The sequence below is a fragment of the Nostoc sp. ChiQUE02 genome, assembly GCF_034531305.2.
Classification (GTDB): Bacteria; Cyanobacteriota; Cyanobacteriia; order Cyanobacteriales; family Nostocaceae; genus Nostoc.
Genome location: NZ_JAVRBN020000071.1, coordinates 1 through 21,470 on the forward strand (window position 1 = coordinate 1; position 21,470 = coordinate 21,470).

Annotated in this window: 9 protein-coding genes and 1 pseudogene; 3 read left to right on the top strand and 7 right to left on the bottom strand. The window is 44.5% G+C overall.

Annotated features, from left to right (window positions below; translation table 11 throughout):
* Window positions 1-232: 232 nt before the first annotated feature.
* Window positions 233-8,119, bottom strand: coding sequence for a PAS domain S-box protein (locus tag RM347_RS33035; protein ID WP_322718776.1), 7,887 nt, complete (start codon window positions 8,117-8,119; stop codon window positions 233-235).
* Window positions 8,120-8,807: 688 nt separating this feature from the next.
* Here RM347_RS33035 and RM347_RS33040 point away from each other — a divergent pair.
* Genes RM347_RS33040 through RM347_RS33050 form a run of 3 tightly spaced genes read left to right on the top strand, consistent with a single transcriptional unit; the run spans window position 8,808 to window position 13,694 of the window.
* Window positions 8,808-10,883, top strand: coding sequence for an MHYT domain-containing protein (locus RM347_RS33040; protein WP_322718775.1), 2,076 nt, complete (start codon window positions 8,808-8,810; stop codon window positions 10,881-10,883).
* A 12-nt stretch (window positions 10,884-10,895) separates the two neighbouring features.
* Window positions 10,896-12,035, top strand: coding sequence for a hybrid sensor histidine kinase/response regulator (locus RM347_RS33045; protein WP_322718774.1), 1,140 nt, complete (start codon window positions 10,896-10,898; stop codon window positions 12,033-12,035).
* 33 nt (window positions 12,036-12,068) lie between these two features.
* Complete coding sequence (locus tag RM347_RS33050) at window positions 12,069-13,694, top strand: sensor histidine kinase (RefSeq protein WP_322718773.1); 1,626 nt, start codon at window positions 12,069-12,071, stop codon at window positions 13,692-13,694.
* Between the two features lie 291 nt (window positions 13,695-13,985).
* Here RM347_RS33050 and RM347_RS33055 read toward each other — a convergent pair whose 3' ends face one another.
* From RM347_RS33055 to RM347_RS33080, 6 genes and pseudogenes are all read right to left on the bottom strand, one after another.
* Window positions 13,986-15,122, bottom strand: a complete 1,137-nt coding sequence (locus RM347_RS33055) for an ISAs1 family transposase (RefSeq protein ID WP_322718772.1) — start codon at window positions 15,120-15,122, stop codon at window positions 13,986-13,988.
* A 298-nt stretch (window positions 15,123-15,420) separates the two neighbouring features.
* Complete coding sequence (locus RM347_RS33060; RefSeq protein ID WP_322718771.1) at window positions 15,421-16,233, bottom strand: IS5 family transposase; 813 nt, start codon at window positions 16,231-16,233, stop codon at window positions 15,421-15,423.
* A 174-nt stretch (window positions 16,234-16,407) separates the two neighbouring features.
* Window positions 16,408-18,129, bottom strand: a complete 1,722-nt coding sequence (locus RM347_RS33065; RefSeq protein WP_322718770.1) for an EAL domain-containing response regulator — start codon at window positions 18,127-18,129, stop codon at window positions 16,408-16,410.
* A 316-nt stretch (window positions 18,130-18,445) separates the two neighbouring features.
* Window positions 18,446-19,576 carry a hybrid sensor histidine kinase/response regulator gene (locus tag RM347_RS33070; RefSeq protein ID WP_322718769.1) on the bottom strand — a complete coding sequence of 377 codons (1,131 nt, stop codon included), beginning with the start codon at window positions 19,574-19,576 and terminating at the stop codon, window positions 18,446-18,448.
* On the bottom strand, window positions 19,554-21,047 hold the full coding sequence (locus RM347_RS33075; RefSeq protein WP_322718768.1) for a sensor histidine kinase: 1,494 nt from the start codon (window positions 21,045-21,047) through the stop codon (window positions 19,554-19,556). The genes RM347_RS33070 and RM347_RS33075 overlap by 23 nt, the downstream gene beginning before the upstream one ends.
* A gap of 63 nt (window positions 21,048-21,110) precedes the next feature.
* Window positions 21,111-21,383, bottom strand: a pseudogene (locus RM347_RS33080) (response regulator); the annotation flags it as partial.
* Between the last annotated feature and the right edge of the window lie 87 nt (window positions 21,384-21,470).

A 21,470-nucleotide genomic window follows, 5' to 3' on the forward strand; every position in this document is an offset into this window, starting at 1 on the left:
CTCCACAGGTATTTCTTCTAGTTTATTGATAATTGAGGCAGCTAACTTAACTTTTTTCTTTCCGTGTATTACACGGAAAGGGTGGTTCTACCTTCCCATGTAATACACGGCAAAATCGGCGTTTTTATGTTAAGTAATGTTTCGCCAACGGTATCCGGTGATGCCAACAACCGTAAAACACACCGAGCAAAGATAACTTTTAAACTCTCCTCTCACTATCAGACATATTCAGTTACGACAACTGGAGATATTTCTTCATCACGTTGACGAGATGGATAGGACTGATGGGTTTGGTCAAATAATCATTCGCTCCAGCAGCTAAACACTGTTCTTTATCCCTCGACATAGCTAAAGCCGTTACCGCCAGGATGGGAATGCGCTTGTCTTGCTCCTGCAATCGAATTTGGCGAATCGCTTCTAGCCCATTCATATCTGGCATTTGAATATCCATCAAAATCAAGTTGAAGGACTGCGTCTGGGTGAGATTAATCGCTTGCAAACCATTGTGGGCAACTACAATATTAAACCCTTTCAATTCTAAATAGGCTTTTAGCGTCTCAATGTTATCCAGGTTATCGTCTACCAGTAGAACGACGGGTTTCTCTGCTATGTTCTTTATTTCTACAGGTAAGAATTCTGAAGCAATTTGGGCATCAGCAGCGGTGCGATCGAGAGGCTTGTCTGAGTTGGGCGGGTTGACGTGTTTCCAGGGAAGTACCGCTGTAAATTGGCTGCCCTGACCGACAGTGCTGCGAACCGTCACGGAGCCTTTGTGTAGCTCGATAATGCGTCGGACTAAGGCTAAACCTAACCCCGTACCAGCATAGCGCCGAGACAAATTGCTATCGATTTGAACAAAAGGCTGAAACAGCTTGTCAATGTTTTCTGGAGCAATCCCAATGCCAGTATCGATCGCGCTGAAGCTCAATGTTTGTTCTACTGCATTGCCTTGTACTTTTAATATGACAGCACCACCGTTGGGTGTAAACTTGACGGCATTGGTGAGCAGGTTGATCAATACCTGCCGGATGAGTCGTTCGTCTAACTCGATGTAAGCCATATCGGAAGACATCTCAAGGGTAAAACTAATTTGCTTTTTGAAGGCTTGCTGTTGGATAAAAGGAATTGTGCTTCGACAAAGTTGCTGAACTGAAACGGTTGTCATTTGTAGATCTAGCTTGCCGGATTCGATTTTGGCTAGATCGAGAATGTCATTAATTAGCTCTAATAAATGCTGCCCGTTGGTTTGAATTGTGGTTAAGGCGTGGTCTTGTTGCTCGGTTAAATTGCCATAGGTTCTTTCTTGCAAGACTTCAGACAGTCCCAGGATGGAGTTCAGAGGGGTACGAAGTTCGTGGCTCATGTTTGCTAGAAATTCGTCTTTGAGGCGGGTCGCTCGTGCGAGTTCCGCATTGGCAATAGTCAGTCGTTCATTAATCTTCCGAAGTTTTTCCTCAGTCTGTTTGATTTCTGTGACATCAAAAATAATCCCAACAATATGCAACGCTTGCCCAATGTCGTCGGTTACAGTGCTGCCTTGCTCGAGCAAATATCGTTTTTCTTGGGTTGCAGGGATCTGAATGCAATATTCGACCTGAAAGGGCTGTTGATTGACGATCGCGGTTTGAATTACTTCGATAACGCGATCGCGCTCTTCTGGCACAATCAGCGAGTTGACTGGGCAGAGAGTGCCTAGATTGGCGATATCTATCGGGTCAAGCTGGAATAACGTCGTTAAGCGATCGTTAAAAAAGACAAATCTATTATTTTGAGCGGGATACAGCTTGTAGACAATTCCCGGTAGGTTTTCAGCCAGGGTGCGATAGGAAAACTCGCTTGCTTGCAGATCGCTCTCAGTTTGCTTGCGGTGGCTGATATCTCGGATCGCGGCTAGAAAGGCTTTATGATCCTGCCAGGTAATTTCCTCAACGCGCACTTCAACTGTAGTCACCCTGCCAGTGGGATGCGGAATGTCCAGTTCAAACGTCTTTTGGAGCGTGATGGGAATTCCCAAATCTGCATCCTGGTAGTCTAGCTTTTGGCAATTGAAAATTCGATCGGCAGCCGGATTGCTGAAAAGAATCTGTCCTTGGGAATTCAGAATCAGGATGCCATCAACTGTCTTAAAAATGATTTCTTTGAGGCGCTTTTCGCTGTTTTGAAGTTGTCGCTCAATATGCTTGCGATCGCTAATGTCTTCCACCACCGCCAAGTCACCAATGAGTTTACCCGCAGCATTATACAGCATCGATACTGTAAGACTAACCCATTGTAGCCGACGATCTTTGCGGATATAGCGGATTTCAGGGGTTATCGATGCCAACTCACCGTGATGTAAATGAGCCAACTCACCTTGGATTACTTCCAGATCTTCTAGATGGATCAAGTCTTGCCAAGACATATCCAGTAGCTCAGATTGAGTATAGCCAGTCAGTTCACAAAAGCGTTGATTGACTTGGATATAGCGTCCTGATGGGTGACATTGGCTAATGCCGACAGCTGCCTGTTCAAACAAAGACCGATAGCGCACCTCACTCTCACTCAATGCTGCTGTGCGTCGAGCAATTCTGGCTTCTAGCTCCTGGTTAAGCTCTTGTAGTGCCAGTTCTGCCTGTTTGCGATCCTGAATATCTTGAATTACACCAATGCAATAATTTACGGTTCTATCTGCATCACGGACTGAAGCCACTGTAATGTTGTACCAGCGTAACTCTCCGTTTTTGTGAAGCACACATTTTTCCAACGAAAAGGAATCAATCTTTTTGGCGAAAAGCTGTTGCCAGTAGTTTAAATAGAGCTTTAAATCATCTGATCTGGGTATGAGGCTCTGGAAGTTTAGCTCCAGCATTTCTGCTACCGTATAGCCTAATTGGTCGCAAATACGGCGATTAGCCCGCAAAAATCGACCTGCCACATCCATTTCCACAATTCCCACTGCTGCCTGCTCAAACACAGCACGGAAACGGGCTTCGCTTTGTTTCCGTGCCAGTTCTGTGCGTTTAAAGTCATCGATATCGGTAATTGTGCCGACCCAACCTGTAATTTCTCCTGCTAGGTTTTTGATTGGCACTCCCCGCGCCAGAAACCAGTGGTATAGTCCCTGATGATGACGGACACGATATTCGATCTCAAATAATTTGCCAGTTCTGACGGCTTCTCCCCATTCCTGGAGAGTGCGATCGCGCTCATCGGGATGAATTGCTGCTGCTTTGCCCAATCCCATTGCCTCAGCTTGACTTTGCCCCGTGTAGTCATACCAGCGTTGGTTAAAGTAGTTAACGGCACCTGTTTCATCTGCCAACCAGACCATCTGGGGCATTGCTTCTGCCAGGTCGCGGTAGCGTTGTTCGCTTTCTTGCAAAGCTTGTTCAGAGTATTTGCGCTCAGTGATGTCAGTGATAGTTCCTATATAGCCAATTACGTTGCCAGAGGTATCACTTTCAACGATCGCCAGACAGATCAGCCAATGCACCTTTCCATCTGGTCTCTGAAAGCGACACTCCATTAAAAAGGGAGTCTGCGATTGGGTAGCTCTCTGCCAGTTGAGAAAGACCCAATCGCGGTCTTCGGGGTGCAATGCTCGTTTCCACCCCATGTCCATTGCCTCGTTGAAGGATAGCCCTGCTAGTTGACACCAGCGGGAATTGACATATTTACAGTCTCCGCTCGGATCGGTGTGGAAAATGCCAACTGGTGATAGTTCAGCCAAGTTTAGATAACGCCGTTCGCTTGCTTGAAGTGCTAGCTCGGCTTGTTTGCGATCGCTAATATCTGTGAGGATGCCAAACCAAATAATACTGCCATCTTCTTCCTGAGAGGGAATAGAATGTCCTGAAATCCACTTCAAGATGCCGCTAGGAGTTCTGATACGAAACTCCATCTCCCATGCTTCGAGCGTTGCAGCCGATCGATCAATGGAAGCGCCGATTTGTTCTATATCTTCTGGCGAAATAATATCCCACACGATTTGCATATCCTTGAGGATTTCCTCTGGCGTATATTCATACAAATCGACAATACCTTCGCTGAGAAAGATGAAGCCCTCTGACCCACCCGGCAAGCGGCGATATTTATGGACGGCTCCAGGCACCATATTAGTAAGTTGACGCAGTATTTGCTCGCTTGTTTGCAGAGCAACTTCGGTTTGTTTTTGTTCGGTGATGTCTGTATTGGTGCCAAACCACCGCAACACCCTACCCTGTTCATCTCGGATGGGAATAGCACGAGAGAGAAACCAGCGGTACTGCCCATCTCGACCGCGCAAGGGAAAGGTATCTTCCCAGATTTTGCCTGTTTCAAAGCAGTGGCTAATTTTCTTCGCTACCCGCTTGACATGATCGGGGTGATGTACGTGCTGCCATCCCCAGCCCTGCATTTCTGCCAGTGTGGTGCCTGTGTAGTCAAACCAGCGCTGATTATACCATTCAATCCAGCCATGTTCGTCAGTTATCCAGGCAAACTGAGAAATGTTGTCTGCCAAGGTATGGAACCGGGCTTCACTTTCCCTCAGTTGTTGTTGTGCCTGGACAAGTTCGGTGATGTCCATCACGGATACACCAACGCCGATTACTTCCCCATTGGGTAAACAAACGGGATATTGATTGGAGATGGCGCTGCGAAATGCACCTGGACTGACCTCACCGCTAAACTCCATATTTATAACTGGTACTTGGGTTTCTATAACCTGGAGCAGCATGGGAGCAAACTGAGATGCCATTTCCGGCAAAACTTCCCATAAGGTGCGTCCCAAATGCTCACTTAACGGCAGGTCATTGATTTTGGCTAATGCCTCGTTGCCATAGAGGTAGCGCAGTTCCCGATCGAACAGGGCTAGCCCAACTGGAGATGCTGCGATAAATGCCTGAAGCAGAGCTTCGCTGCGCTGGCGTTCTAGCTCGGCTTGTTTGCGATCGCTAATATCGGTGAGAATGCCACACCAGACAATACTGCCATCCTCTTCTTGGGAGGGGATAGAATGTCCTAAAATCCACTTCAAGACGCCGCTGGCAGTTCGGATGCGAAACTCCATTTTCCACGGATCGAGGGTTGCCGCCGATCGGTCGCTCGAAGCACTCATCTGCTCCATATCTTCGGGTAGGACAATATCCCAGGCGATTAGTCCATTGTTGAGGATTTCCTCCGGTGTATGCTCATACAGATCGACAATGCCCTGGCTGATAAACACAAAACTATCTGCCGCATCCGCCGACCGCCGATATTTAAAAACCGCTCCAGGCATGGTATTCATGACCTGACTTAAGGTTTTTTCGCTCGCTCGCAGAGCGGCTTCAGCCTGTTTGCGATCAGTGATATCAAGGTCAATCAAATCTCGCACCCTCTCTGCATCCTCTGGAACGATCAGACGCCAAAGCACTTGGGAGTCATTGAGGATTTCCTCTGGGGTGCGATCGCAAAGCTTGATAATGCCTTGGCTAATAAATCGAAAACTTTTCGTTCCATCCACATAACGGCAATAGGTATAAACCACTCCCGGAACTGTATTGACCACCTGGCGCAAGGTTTCTTCACTAGCTTGTAGAGCAGTTGCCATTGCTTTCCGTTCTGTGATGTCTGCGATCGCTCCCACCATGCGAATCGGCTTGCCAGTTTGATCTCGGATTGCCTCTCCACGAGAACGACACCAAATATACTCACCTGATTGCTTACGTCTGCGAAATTCTACTTCATAGGGCAAATGGTCTTCTAGGTGGCCTTTTAGGGTTAATTGCATCAGATCGAGATCGTCGGGATGGATCTCTTCCCTAAGCATCTCATCGGCAAACTTGGAGGCGTTTTTGGCTGGGGGTGAGTAGCCTAAAATTTCCCAATAGCGATCGCTGGCAATGAGGCGATCGCTGACAATATCCCAATCCCACACTCCTTCGCCGATACCCCGAATGGCGAGTTGATAGCGTTCTTTGACTACGCTTAATTCCAGCTCCAGTTTTTTTTGCTCAGTAATATCGATGTTGGCCCCAGCAAGACGGTAAATCTCTCCGGCTTCGTTGCGAATCGGAAAGCTGCGGTTCCAGAGCCAGCGAATGGAGTTATCGGGACGGATAATCCGATAGGCAAAGGAGCAAACCTCTTTCCCTTGATAAGCTTGCTGGTTAAACGTGACTACGCCATCGCGATCGTCTGGATGAATAAAATCGAGCCAAGCTTGAGGATTGTCATAGGTTTGCTGCAACGGCGTTTGGTAAAGATATTCCCAGGCTAGGCTGGTATAAATCATCTGCTTACCATCAAGGGATTTGAGAAAAAACACATCTTGACTGTTGTCAAAAATTTGACGGAGTTGGGCTTCGCTTTCTCTGAGGGCAGTTTCTAGCTGCGTGCGTTCGGCTTCTAACCTTTTCCTCTCGTTAATATCAGTGACATACCCGATAATCTGAGTTAAGTTGCCGTTAGCATCTGCAAAAAACTGTGCCTGAGTTTCAATCCAGATGTAATGCCCAGCCTGATGTTGCCACCGATATTGCAAGTAGAGATGTCCTTGATGTTCAAAATACTCTGCGGCGGCCGTTTGCACCCGCTTCTCATCCTCTGGATGAATGCTGGCAAACCAATCGGCTGATGTCTGGGGCATTTCAAAGGCACTATAGCCAAACACCTGCTCGGCATTGATGCCCCACATCATGCGATTGGAGGATGTATCCCATTCATACAGCACTTGCTTAGTGGCTAGCTGGGCAGCATGATGGCGGTTTTGCCACTCTAGCAAGACGTTGATATAGGCGGCTTGTCTAGCTTCAGCTTGCTTCTTTTGGGTGATATTGCGCGCCACGCACAAAAACGACGTGACGGTTCCATGCATATCATATTCTGGAACGACACGGGTTTGAAACCAGATGGAGCGCGAGTGAAGGCGAAGTTGATATTCAATCGTTTGTTCTTGCCTGGTTGCTGCTACTTGTTGAGTGAGAGTTTGCCACTCAGCAAGATGTTCTGGGCCAAAGGTGGCAGCGAGCAGTGGTTGACCAATCAGCGCTTCAGGCGCGTAGCCCAACTCCACCTCAACAGCGGCGTTGAGATAGAGGTAGTGTAAGTCTCGATCGAGCCGAAAAATCACGTCAGGGGAACGATCTAGCAATGCGATAAGCTCTTGTCGCTGTTGCTGGAATTGGGTCGCCGTTTCGCTGTGTTGAATGGTGATCGCCACCTGAATGGCAAGTTGTTCTAAAAATGTGACCTCAGCCGGTTGCCAATCACGCGGCACAGCCGATTCACTGGCGCTAACCAGTCCCCAAAATTGGTTGTTAACGATCGCCGGCACTAGAATTTTGGCTCTAATCTGCAAATGCTCCAATAACTCAACATGGCAGGGGGTCATCCCTGCCGTATAGATATCGGGAACCACTCGCACTCGTCCTTGGCCATATCGATCTGTCCAATCTAGAGCAAAGCAAGGATCGTAAATCTCTTCACTGACAAAGGAGCGTTGACCGGCGGCGAGGGACTCTGCCACGACCTGGAACTGCCCATTTTCCAAAAAGTGATAGATCGACACGCGATCGCAGCCCAAAAACTGCCGCACTTCAGACACTGTGGCATCGAGTATTTCCGCCAAACTCAGCGAAGCCCGAATCCGCGTTGAGACTGCCATTAAAAGCTGCGATCGCTCTGTCTGAAGTTTCAAAGCGGCGATTGATGCCTCATTTGGCCGATCGGGTTCTACAGGTTGCAGCAAACGGCATAAACTTTCGTAGGTCAGCAGCCCTAGCAACTGCCCATTGTCGTCTAATATAGGCAAGTGCTGAATCTGGTGTTTTCTTAAGAGGCTCAGGGCAACCTCAGGATTAGTTAACTCAGATTGCCGTAAGGCGATCGCTGGTGGTTCAATCACCTCTGCTAAAGTGACTCCAGCAAGCGATCGCCCACTGGCAACCAAACGTGTCACCACTCGTTCGCTGAACAGTCCCACCAGTTGGTTTTCACTGACTACAGCTAAACAGCCTGTGCAGTCGTTAGCGCCCATACCGGGATCAAAGTTGCCAGAACTGGAATTCAAAAGTGCGATCGCTTCTGTCACCAGCACATCTGGCGTAACTGTGATGGGCGGCGGTGCGATCGTGTTTTCTAGGGCAAGCCTTAGCAGAAATGAGTGGGGCGAGAACATAACCTTTCCAGCCGCAATAGTGGGATCAGAAACATCGGGTTATTCAGGGTAAAACCAGAACACCACCCAGAGATTGTTGTAACAATTCAGTCTAACCTAAGTAGAAAAGTGCAAAAAAGCCGAAGTATGTAACGAAAAGTAAACTTGACTGAAATTTTCTTCCCTTCTGCCTTCTGCCTTGTCTCAACGATAAATATTGGACATCTCCAGAAATTAAATATGCGTTATCCAGAATCCTTGTAGAGACGTAGCACTGCTACGTCTCTACATTCATTTTCACTCCTATGTCTATTCACGCCTACCTACTTATTCTCCAAAAGCACTTTCTTGACTTATACTGAAAACATCTAATTGCTTGACGTTTGCTTAGGCAAAGAAAACTTTGCTTATTAATTTTTTACCGGGTTTAAAAGTCAAGCTACAACCTGTTTTTAGTATAGGATAATTTATTTCTCAGGTTGCTTTTGGGTGAGTTTCTCAGTACTTTTACAAAAACAGTATTTAACATCTAGTAATTTCCCCATTGCTAGTAAAAACTTCCTCTTGATGCACTTAAGTAAACAAGGCAGCAAAAGCAAAATCCATCAGAGATTAAGAGATTACTCTCTTTTACAAGCAATCTTCTGGGCCTAATTTTAAAGAGTAGAGTTTTAAATTCAACTCCACTCTCATTGTTCAGGCTTTAACTATGACGGCAACCTACGATATTCGCCTCGTAATCCTTTCATTCTGCATTTCTGTCTTTGCTGCTTATACAGCACTCAACCTAGCAGGAAGAATCATGGCAGCTCGTAATCTGGCACGTCTTTTTTGGCTTGCTGGAGGTGCGGCTGCAATGGGCATTGGAATTTGGTCAATGCACTTTATTGCTATGCTGGCTTACCAGCTTCCTACACCAGTTTTTTACGATCTACCCATTGTGCTTATGTCCCTGATGTTAGCGATCGTCGCATCAGGAGGAGCATTGTTTATTACCAGTTACCGAGAGACAACCTTCAATCTAGTCATAGGTGGAATTGTTCTGGGAAGTGGAGTTGGCGCAATGCACTACACCGGTATGGCAGCCATGAGACTTGAGGGAACGGCTCACTATAATTTGCTATTTATTATTGCCTCGATCGTCTTTGCCCTATGTGCTTCTATCATCGCTCTCTGGCTGACATTCCGAATTAAAGGGGAAGCAAATCCAATCGGCAAATTGCGAAAAATCAGTAGTAGCGTCATTATGGGGGCTGCAATCTGCGGAATGCACTATACGGCAATGGAGGCTGTTTGCTTTCATCCAACGGCTGAGACATCGATCGAGAGTTCTAGCAACCTAATAGATGTATCTAGTCTAGCTGTTGCAATTGGTGCTGCAACAATAGTCATTTTAATCCTGGCCTTAGTTGCGTCATTTGTCACCCAACAAATCAGCATCAAACTGGCAATGAAAGCTAAAGCACTAGAGAAAATAGAAAAAAGCGAAGAACGATTTCGCTCTCTGTTCCAAAATGTTTCTAATATCATTGCCACACTTGAAGGCAATGGACAAGTTACCTATGTCAGTTCCTCTATCACCAACATCCTTGGATGCAGGCCAGAGGATTGGATGGCAGAAAATCTTGCAAAACTGGTGCATCCTGACGACCAATTAGTAGTTGAAAATCTCTTCGGCTATACCTTTGGCAATCCAGCCCTTGATGTGACGGCAGAATTCCGTTTGCGTCATGCAGATGGCTGCTGGCGAGACTTTGAGGTAATTGTCAAAAACCTTTTAGATGACCCCAATGTAGCGGGCATTGTGCTTACCTGTCGAGATATCACCGAGCGAAAACAAGCAGAAGCCGATATGCGTAAAGCACTAGAGAAAGAGCGAGAACTAAATGAATTGAAGTCGCGCTTTATCTCAATGGCTTCTCACGAGTTTCGTACCCCCCTAGCGGTTGTGTCGTCTTCCATTGGTATCCTAGAAGATTATGGACACCGCCTCAATCCAGCCCAAAGCCAAAAGCAATTTCAGCATGTCCAAAAGTCGATCAATCGTATCAGCCAACTACTAGACGATGTGTTGATGATTAATCAAGCAGACCTTAACGGGCTGGAGTTTAAGCCAGCACCCGTTAATATCTTGCAATTTTGTCACAATTTAGTGGAGGAAATCCAGATCAGCGCTCCTCAACACATAATTAATCTGTCTATTATCGATGAGCGTAAATCAGTTAGTCGTAGCTGGTTCTATCTGACTTTGTCTTTGGCTTTGAAAATGGCGAACCATTCGAGTCAAGCTCTCTGCGCTCCTGGGCTAATCTTTAATCCCTATGCTCCGCTCTCTAAAGATCCCCTGCTTCGACATAAAATCCGTCAGCATCAGAATCGTAATAACCCTCAACTGGATGAGAAATTACTCCAAAGAATTCTGTCTAACTTGCTAACGAATGCAGTCAAGTATTCCGAGCCAGGAAGCACAATCTACTTCAAATTGGTTTTGCAATCAGAAAGTATTGCCTTTCATATTCAAGATCGAGGCATTGGCATTCCCGTTGAAGATCAAGCCCTTTTATTTGAGTCGTTTCACCGCGCCAAGAATGTAGGACGCATTCCCGGTACTGGTTTAGGGCTGGCGATCGTCCGCAAATGTGTCGATATACATGGTGGTGAAATCAAGGTAGATAGTCATGTAGGAATTGGCACAACCTTCACGGTTACGCTTCCCCTGAAGCAAACCAGAAAGAGTTATGAAACTGAGAACGAATCGATCAAACACCTTGTTTTAGCAGCATAAGGAGAAATAATCGTGCAATCTACCATAAAAAAGATTCTAGTTGTGGAAGATGAACCTCAAGTTCGGGAGAATATTGTCTCAATTTTGGGGTTTGAAGGGTTTTATCGAACTGCGGCTGAGAATGGCTTGATTGGCTTACAAAGAGCAAAAGAAGAAATGCCAGATTTGATTATTTGCGATGTCATGATGCCTGAATTGAATGGCTATGAGTTTATCGAATCGCTCCGTCAAGACCCGCAAATGGCAAGCATTCCCGTCATTTTTCTCACCGCCAAAGCCGATAGAACTGACTTCCGGCAGGGAATGGAATTGGGTGCGGATGACTATCTAACCAAACCCTTCACTCCCGCTGAACTCCGGCGAGCAATTGAGGTTCAGTTCAAAAAGCAAACGATCGTTGCTCAAAAGAATCAGGTGAAATTTCAGCAGCTTTGCAACACGATTACAGTGTCATTACCACATGAACTGCATACGCCTTTGCAAAGTATTATTGCATTACCACAGTTATTAATGGAAGAATGGGACTCTACACCGGATACTGAGAAATTAGAAATGATTGAGACAGTTTATACATCTGGCAAACGGCTTTATGGCTTGACCCAAAACTTTTTGCTCTATGCCAAACTGGAAGTAACCATATCCGATGCAGAAAAAGTTGCTGGTATCCGAGAATATGCGCCTCATACCTTTCTTAAAATGATAGTTGAAGAGACTGCATATCAGGAAGCCGAGAATGCACAGCGAACACTAGATTTAGAGATCGATCTACAAGATGAAGCTGTACAGATTTCATCTGCGAGTCTCAAGAAAGTTATCCAAGAATTGATTAACAATGCTTTCAAATTTTCTCAGTCTGGTTCTAAAGTCAGTGTCATTGGCGTTCCGAGCAATAACCTTTATTCGCTCTATGTGATCGATTACGGTCGTGGTATGACCTCTGATCAAATTGCGAATGTAGGTGCTTATATGCAGTTTAATCATAAGTTGTATGAACAGAATGGTGCTGGGCTAGGGCTAATTACTTCTAAGCGCTTAATTGAATTGTATGGAGGAGAGTTCGCCATCGAGAGTATACCTGGCAAACAGACTATTGTTCGGATTGCATTGCCAATGCCAGTCACTTCTCAAGATGATGAGCCAGGCAAAAATTGAATCACATTCAAGAAGTTGAGAAGAGGCTTCAAGATGCTAAATTTACTTCATCCCCTTTTGAATTCAAACGGCTTTATTCCACATGGACATTGCTATCTTTGGAAACCAGCATTAGTCTGGCTGCATATACTTTCTGATAGTGTAATTGCATTGTCCTACTTCTCTATTCCCTGCTTGCTTGTCTACTTTGTCTCTAAACGACGCGACATTCCATTTAACTGGATATTTCTGATGTTTGGTGCTTTCATTATTGCCTGTGGCACCGGACACCTGATGGATATCTGGACATTATGGTATCCGACTTACTGGTTGTCAGGTTTAGTCAAAGCCTTGACAGCCCTTGTTTCAATGTATACAGCTTTGGAACTCATTCCTCTGATTCCTAAGGCGCTAGCGTTATCTAGTCCGGCTCAGTTAGAAGCAGCAAACCGAGATCTGGAACAAGCTCTCAAACAGTTGCAGCAGGCACAATCTCAACTGATTCAAACTGAGATTAAACTGGCTAAAACCGAGATATTACAGCAAAGCGAAGAGCGATTTCGCTCGTTGCTACAAAATGCATCGAATATCATCGCCACCTTAGGACCGGGTGGACGAGTCGTTTATGTTAGCCCTTCTTTGACGCATATTCTGGGATATCAGCCAGAAAGTTGGATTGCGAAAAATCTTCCTGAGTTAGTCCACCCAGACGATGGCCTTTATGCAGAAGCTCTGCTTTGTCGAGCCTTTGATAATCCATCTCAAAAAACAATAGTAGAATTTCGTTTGCATCATGCGGATGGTTCCTGGCATGACTTTGAGGCGATCGCTAAAAACCTCCTAGATGAGCCAAATGTAGCGGGCATTGTGATCACTTGTCGAGATGTCACCGAGCGAAAACAAGCAGAAGCTGATGTCCGTAAAGCATTGGAGAAAGAACGAGAACTAAATGAATTAAAGTCGCGCTTTATCTCAATGGCATCTCACGAGTTTCGTACCCCTCTGGCGGTCGTATCTTCTTCTATTGGTATCCTGGAAGATTATGGAGATCGCCTCAATGCAGCCCAAAGTCAAAAGCAGTTTCAGCATGTCCAAAAGTCGATCAATCATATCACCCAATTACTAGACGATGTGTTGATGATTAACCGAGTAGAAGCTGGGAAACTCGAATTCATGCCAACTCCAATCAATGTTATGCAGTTTTGCCACAGTCTAGTGGAAGAAATACAACTCAGTGCCCCTTGCCATCAGATTACGCTGTTTATTACCGATGAACGGGACGCAGCTAGCAAAAGTCATGCTCAACTCGACAAGAAGTTACTCCAATCTATTTTGACTAACTTGTTGTCGAATTCTGTCAAGTATTCGTTTGCAGGAAGCACAATTGACTTCAACCTGATTTGTCAAAATGAAAAGACGATCTTTAAAATTCAAGATAAAGGTATTGGGATTCCCGATGACGATCGAGACCACTTGTTTAAGACCTTTCATCGGGCTAAGAATGTAGGGAATATTCCCGGAACAGGGTTAGGGCTTTCAATCGTCAAGAGATGTATTGACCTGCATGGTGGTGAAATACAGGTACATAGTCAAGTAAATATGGGTACAACCTTCACGATTACAATCCCCACAAATCAAATGGAACTCATAGCTGGCAAAGGGAGCAATGCGATTTTGTGAAATGACCCCTCCGGGCAGGGCAAATGCATCTTATTTACTAATAAAAACTAAGAAAGGATTTCAAAGTGATATAAATAATTGTAGAAATTGAGTGAATAATAAACAAAATAAATCAAACACTTTCTCATGGTGTAAATTAGCTTATCTTCAACTGAACGGCTATTCATTAATATTAAAAATATTCAATTATGGGGTAAATAAAAGCATATTTATCGAGAGAATAAATAAACCTTTCAAAAAAACATTCAATTCAAGTTTTGATATACTGTTTTAAGCTAACGCTAAAATTCTTCATAAATAGTTGTTATCCATAGCGGCGAGAAATTGTTTATTTTTGATTCCTCGTTTGACTCGCATCTCTTTACCTAAAAGATTGACTGCAATTTGCCGTAATACTGCGAAATTCTGTGGAGCATTGTCTTTCCTAATCCGGCAGTCATCTTCTTTTAAAGCAACATCTAACACCCAATGTAATGAGTTTTCTATACCCCAATGGCTACGAACAGAATTGGCAAATTCTTTAGCATTCTTGATAAGGCTACTAATGAAATAACGAGTTTCGGCTGTTGTTTTACCATCAGATAAGCGGATGGATTCTACCATCCCAACACTGCTAAACTTTGACCACACTGAATCTGGATCGAGTTGTGACCTAATTCCATTTAGCATTACGTAGTTGCGGATCTCATGACGACCATGCCCTGTTTCTTCAGTTTTATATGTACTATGTTGAATTCCTTCAAAACCCGTGTTTATCCCTGTTCTAAATAGTTTTTCAACCTCCTCATAAACATTACTTTGGTTCTTTTTTAATGTTATTACATAATCTGCTGATTGCTGTGTAATTAACTTCACAATCTCTTTCTGGCAACCAATTGCATCAATGGTCACGATATATCCAGATAGGTCTAATACCTTTAATAATTCTGGAATTGCCGTGATTTCATTCGATTCCGGGTCTACTTTTACTTGTCCTAAAACTAATTTATTTGTAGTTGCCCAAGCACTGACCATCTGTATTGCACAAGAGTCAGTATTTTTATCATAAGAACCACGTAATGTTTTGCCATCAATCGCAACAACCTTGCCATCAGTTATTTTGTGTACTGATTTCATCCAATTTAAGAAACATTCTTGAAATTGCTGCGGATTTAGTTGTGCAAATACTCTGGCAAAAGTATCATGTGTTCGCGTAGCGTCTCCGTCAGGAGATGGTATTCCATTTGGTAACTCCAAAAACGTTTTCAACCACTCATACTTCGTGCAGCCATATAATTCAATTGCTACCCAACTGTCCGCCCCACATATCACCGCACAGATCGCAATAGTCAAAATATCTATCAATTTGTGTCGCTTCGTGCGATCTATTCGTGGGTCTGACATTTGTGCAAAGTGGTCAGCAATGCTGATTTTGGGCTTGAGTTTCACGCCTTCCTTGGGCTTTGTTCTACTTTTATCCCTCTTCTGTCACTCTCCGGGAAGGCGATCGCTAGAAGCCTGATGAGGCAATGAATACAAGCTATACTATTAGAAAAAAATGGGTCTTGTATTTGTTATTAGAAAAGAATCGCGCGATCGCTTGCTATACAAAAGCTCTAGAATCCAGAAATGGCAAATGTTTTCGGAGAGTGACAGAAGAGTGATATACTCGTTTGATATTTTCTAAAACGCATACGTAATTAAGCCTTTAGAGGATGTCTGAAAAGTTTTTAATGGGTGATATTAATCACACAAGTTGTTTGAGCATCAGACGAATCATCGCAATGTAAACAAAGGTTTCTGTTGTTTCTGGTAAAATTTCATAATCTTTACTTAATCGCCGACACCAGTTAAACCAACCAAAAGTCCTCTCAACAAGCCAGCGTTTGGGTAAGACAACAAAACCCTTCTGTTCTTCGTGGCGGGTAACAACACTTAAAATCCATCGAGAGACATCAATGACCCAATGCTGAAAATTTTTTCCCCGATATCCGCCATCAACCCAAATTGTGATTAAACGACGGAAGCGATGCCTGCGGCGGGCTACGCCTACGCGGACTTGATCGAGTTTGGAAAAAACTAGTTTAGCACCTGCTTGTTCGCTAACATTGGCAGCAGTGATGACAACAACGATAAGCAAGCCCAGCGTATCAATGAGTACATGGCGTTTACGTCCCTTAATCTTTTTGCCAGAGTCATAACCAACTTCTTGCGATACCATTGTTGCTGTTTCAACACTTTGGCTGTCCATAATTGCCTCACTAGGGGATGCTTCTCGGTTTTGATTTACCCTTACCCATAAACGTAACCGCTCGTGAATTTCGAGCCATGTTCCATCTTTTCGCCATTGCCGGAAGTAATGATACACAGTTTTCCAATTGGGAAAATCATTTGGCAGCATTCGCCATGCACAACCTGCACACAAGATGTATAGGATGGCGTTAACGATCGCCTGCATATCAACACTACGTTTTCGACCACCTGTTTTTGGCGCAGGAATTAGCCCTGATAGTAGTTCCCACTGCTCAGAAGTCAGATTACTTGGGTACGATGGATTCATGGCTCTCAGAACTCTGTCATACTTAAGTATTTTTTCTAATGACAGGATACAGTTACGTGGGCTTTCTTACTTTTCAGACATCCTCTTAGTCTCACCTCTCCAGTTAGTTTTGCCGTTGTAGATAATTTGTTTACTTTCTGAAAAGCTTCAACCCATCGATAAGATCCTTTCTCTTTATTGGTTTTCAAAGATCCCATCGGCGAGCAGTTGAGTGGCTGCTTGGCTGGGCAACGGTTTAGAGAATAAGTAACCCTGTCCCAACTTACAGTTCAATTCTTTTAATTTTTCCAGTTGAACTGAGGTTTCTATTCCTTCTGCCACGATGTTAATATCCAGGCTGTCAGCCAGAGCAATAATAGCTTTAATCACGGCATTTTGCCCATCTGCATCAATCTGGCTAATAAAAGAGCGATCGACTTTCAGCGTATCAATTGGAAACTGATGCAAACAGCTCAAGCAGGAGTAACCTGTGCCGAAGTCATCAATACATAACTTAATTTGCAACGATTTCAGCGATTGGAGGATGTTATTTTTTTCCTCTGTCATTTCTAAGAGATAACTTTCAGTTACTTCTAGTTTTAAGTACTCACCAGACAAATCATAGTGGTGCAATATTTCTGCTAGCTGCTGATTAAAGTCGATTTGATTCAATTGCAGCGCGCTGATATTAACGTTCACGATCAAGCCAGAGTATTGAGGAAACTGCTGTTGCCAGCTTTGCAGTTGATTACAAGCTTCTTTGAGAATCCACCAGCCTAACTCGTCAATTAGCCCCTTTGCTTCCGCGATCAAAATAAACTGAATCGGTGGTATCATTCCTCGTTTGGGATGATTCCAGCGAATCAATGCTTCAAAACCGATTAATTGATTTGTAAACAAATGAACAATGGGTTGATAATGTAAACAAAATTCTTGCTGTTTATCCGAATATGTGATTTCGAGAATCGCTTGTCTCAAGTCCGTTTCTAACTGGAACTGCTCAGAAAGATTAACTCGCATTGCGGGATCGAACACAGTATATCCATTCTTACTTGTTGTTCTGGCATGATGCATTGTTAGGGAAGCATCGGCGAGCAGATCGATGGCGTTGCTATAGCAAAACTGGCTGTGCGTAATTCCGATACTTATGCTGCTGAATACTTCACAGCCGCCTAAATCGAATGCCTGTTTCAGACTCAGTTGATGAAGTTGTTCGGCTAACTGGGTTGCTGTCGATAGATCCGAGATGTTTTCCAGAATAATAATAAATTCGTCACCGCCAAAATAGGCGAGGAACTGCTCAGGTGAAAGGATTTGCCGTAGTTGAGTGGCTACAGTTTGTAGCAAGCGATCGCTCATCAGTTGCCCAAATGCATCGTTGATTTCCTTAAAGCTATCTAAGCCCACAAATAGCACGGCATACTGAGAAGTTGTATTTGTCGGTGTCTGTTGAATTAACCGATTGAGTTGCTCGATTAAATACGGTTTGTTGGGTAAGTGGGTCAATGAATCCCAGAGCGCAGAGTTATGCTGTGCCTGGGATGCTCTTTCCTGCTTGGCGAGTCGGGCGGCGATCGCCGCTAATAATTCATCGACACTAAAGGGTTTCGTCAAATAATCGTCCGCACCCAGGTTCATACCCTGACGAATATTTTCATGGGTGCTTTTAGCACTCAAAAAAATAAAGGGAACTAATGCAGTATCTAGATTCTGCCTTAATGTCGATAGCACCTCGTAGCCATCTGCACCTGACATCATCACATCGCAGAGAATCAGTTGGGGATGCTGGGACTGAGCTAAACAGATCCCAGTTTCACCGTCTTCGGCTTCTACGACCTCAAAGCCTTCAGCTCCTAAAATGTCAAGAATTTCTTCGCGCAGTGAAACTTCATCTTCAATGACTAATATTTTGCACATATAAGTTAAGTTGACACAATAAAACAAAATTATGTTAAGAAAGATAAACTCGGCTAAGGCGTTGCTGAATCATGGGATAATTTCGCCCAATCTGGAATGAATTATCAATGGTTTCAAGCGCCGATTCATCCCGCATTTATGTAACGCCTCGATTAAATTTCTCTTCCCTTCTGTCCCCTGCTCCCTGCCCCTTCCCCCTGCCCCCCGCCGCACGCTCCCAGATTCGCTCTAAGCGAAGCCATGCCGAAGGCTTTACGCTGCGCTATCCTGCCTTCTTCAAGCCGACCTACTTATCTCTGCTATGAATTCCTCTCATTTAGTTAGGAGCCAAGGCAACAGGCAGATTAGTCTCAATAGGTAGTTGAAGCGTAAACTGAGTCCAACCCGCTTTACTACTGATTTGAACTTTACCACTCAGTCGTTGAGCCAATTTCTCAACCAGTGTTAAGCCTAGACCATTGCCGCCTTGCTGCCATCGATCAAGCTCTGGTGCCCGATAAAACGGTTGGAACAGATTGGGAATGAACTCATCTGGAATCTCTGCTTCGTTGCTAATAACGAACATAATCATCTGACCATCGGATGCAGTCAAATCACAACGAGCTTCCAAAACAATCTTGCCGCCGGGAGCCGTGAACTTACAAGCATTGTTGAGCAGTTCGCTCAAGATGCGCTTGAAATCTGCGGCATCGATTATGGGCATTGGCAAATAGGGTGGAATGTTGCTCCAGAGGGTTTGTTGGCGTTGTCGAGCCTGGGTTTTAAATGGTTCGACGATCGCTGGAATCCAGGTTTGTAAATTCACCGTTTCCGGTTGTGAGGGACGTTCGTTTACACCCAAATAATGCAAATCGAGCAAGTCATTGATCAGATTAATTTCGCGGGAACACTCCTGCTGCAACCGATCGATATAGCGTTGCGTTTGCTCTGGGTTGGAAGCTTGTCGCAGGAGTTTCAACGCCATCATAATATTGGTCGCAGGTCTTCGTAATTCCTGTGATGCAGTCTCGATAAATTCGTCTTTGAGTAAATTAGAGTGCTGAAGGTGGGTAACTTTCTGATGGATCTGGACGATCGCTGCTTGCTTAGTCAATCGACTTGTAATAGCGTTAAGCAACTCATCCGTCCTAAAGGGTTTTGTTAAATAATCATCTGCGCCTAACTCCATACCCTGCCGAACATTTTCGCGGGTCACTTTAGCGGTGAGAAAAATGAAAGGAATCAGCACTGTGTCTGGGTGTTGTCGTAAGCTAGATAACACTGTATACCCATCAGCTTCGGGTAGCATGATATCGCAGAGGATCAGGTCAGGGGAGGTTGTTTGAGCCAAATGAAGACCCTGTACCCCGTCTTCTGCTCCCATCACATCAAAACCCTCAGATTCTAAGATATCTAGGATTTCTTCGCGTAGGGATGGTTCATCTTCAATTACCAGGATCTTGGTCATGAATCTGCTCTACTAAAGCAATAGGCAAGGTTACTATGACTAGAGTACCCTGATTCACCTGACTAGTAACATTAATTACACCTTGACACCGTTCCACATATTGCTTAACAATTGCTAGCCCGATACCTGTCCCGGACAAATTGCCAACATTACTACCGCGATAAAACGGGATGAATAATTTGTCCTGGTCTTCTAGGGGAATGCCAATACCTTCATCTCGAATTGAGAAAGTTACCTGTTCAGGAGCAAAAATCAGGTCAAACATCACCCTTCCACCGTCCATAGAATATTTAATTGCATTGCAGAGCAAGTGGGTGAGTATGAGTTGTAAGACGGTTGGATCGAGGCAAATGTGCCGATTGTTGCCCTGACTCTCAAAGATAATTGGGTGTTCGCTGGTCGTTAATGTCGCAATTAATTCTTGACAGAACTTTTCTAAGTTCAGTGGTACAGGGTTGAATTTGGTCTGATGTTCCCCCGATCTGTTCATAACCAGCATATCGTTGAGCAACTCAGTCATCCGATGCACTCCACCGATGATGTGATTGTAGCGAATCTGGTTTTTTTCTGGAGTCCATTGATGAGCATAGCGTTTTAACGACTCTGTTGCTACCAAAATCACACTTAGAGGTGTCCGAAATTCATGGGAAACCATCGTGATGAATTGAGACTTGAGTCGGTGTAATTCTCTGGCTTGCTGCAAAGCTTCTTGCATGGCAGCTTCTGTTCGTTTGCGATCGCTAATATCTCGCAGAATACAGACTGTTCCCCCATCCGGTAACAATGTGATTGAGAGTTCTTGGTCAAAAGATTGACTATTACATTTATGACCAACAGCCTCTCCTCGCCAAAATCTCCGTTGCTGTAGGCTTTGCTCAATTTCGTGGTTCAAGCGGGCTTGTTGAATAGGGTCATAATGAATTTTCCAATTGGTCTGTAGCAGTAGACTCGAATCTTTGTAACCGTAGATTTTGGCATAGGCTTCGTTGACATACACATAGTTCCATTGGGTGTCTAAAATGGCAATTCCTTCAGTTGATGCGGCGATCGCCACTGACTGTTGATGCATTACCTGTTGCATTCGCGATCGCTCAATCGCATGGCGAATGGCTCGAATTAAGGCATAGGCGTTAATTTGCCCTTTGACGAGATAATCTTGTGCGCCTTGCCGCACTGCCTCTAAAGCGATCGCTTCGTCTTTGAGGCGGGTGAGTACGACAATCGGCAAGGTTGGAGCCACCGCATGGAGTTGGGTGATTGTCTCCAAGCCATGAGCATCGGGCAGGGAGAGATCGGATAGAATCACATGAAAGCTGTGACGATGCAGTTGTTCGAGGGCTAGTGTCAGTTTTTCTACGACTGTAACTTTCCAGCTAGTTTGATCTGCGTTTTCCAGAAATTCTTGTAAGAGATCCGCATCTTCTAGGCTATCTTCAATTAACAGAATTTGTAGAGAATCATTCTTCATCATGAGTTCTACTTAAAAGTGATGCCAAAACCAATCCTTAAATCAACGCCAGATGTTAACTATAGCCTACGATGGAAGTTTGGGAAGCTTCACAGCCACCAGCCAAAAAAATTCAATCGAACGAATCACCTTAGCAAATTCTTCTAAGCTCACAGGTTTGGTAACATAGCAATTGGCATTCAGTGTGTAAGTTCGCAAAATATCTTCATCAGCCGCAGAAGTTGTTAAAACCACAACCGGAATCAACTTCAGATCGGGATCGGCTTTGATTTCGGCTAAGACTTCTCGACCATCTTTTCTAGGTAGATTCAAATCCAGTAAAATCAAATCTGGACAAGGTGCATTGGCAGAATGGCACTAAGAAAAGCGGAAACGCTTATCAATTAAGCAGTTTGCAATTGTTTGCATAATTCGTGCCGGGGTTTG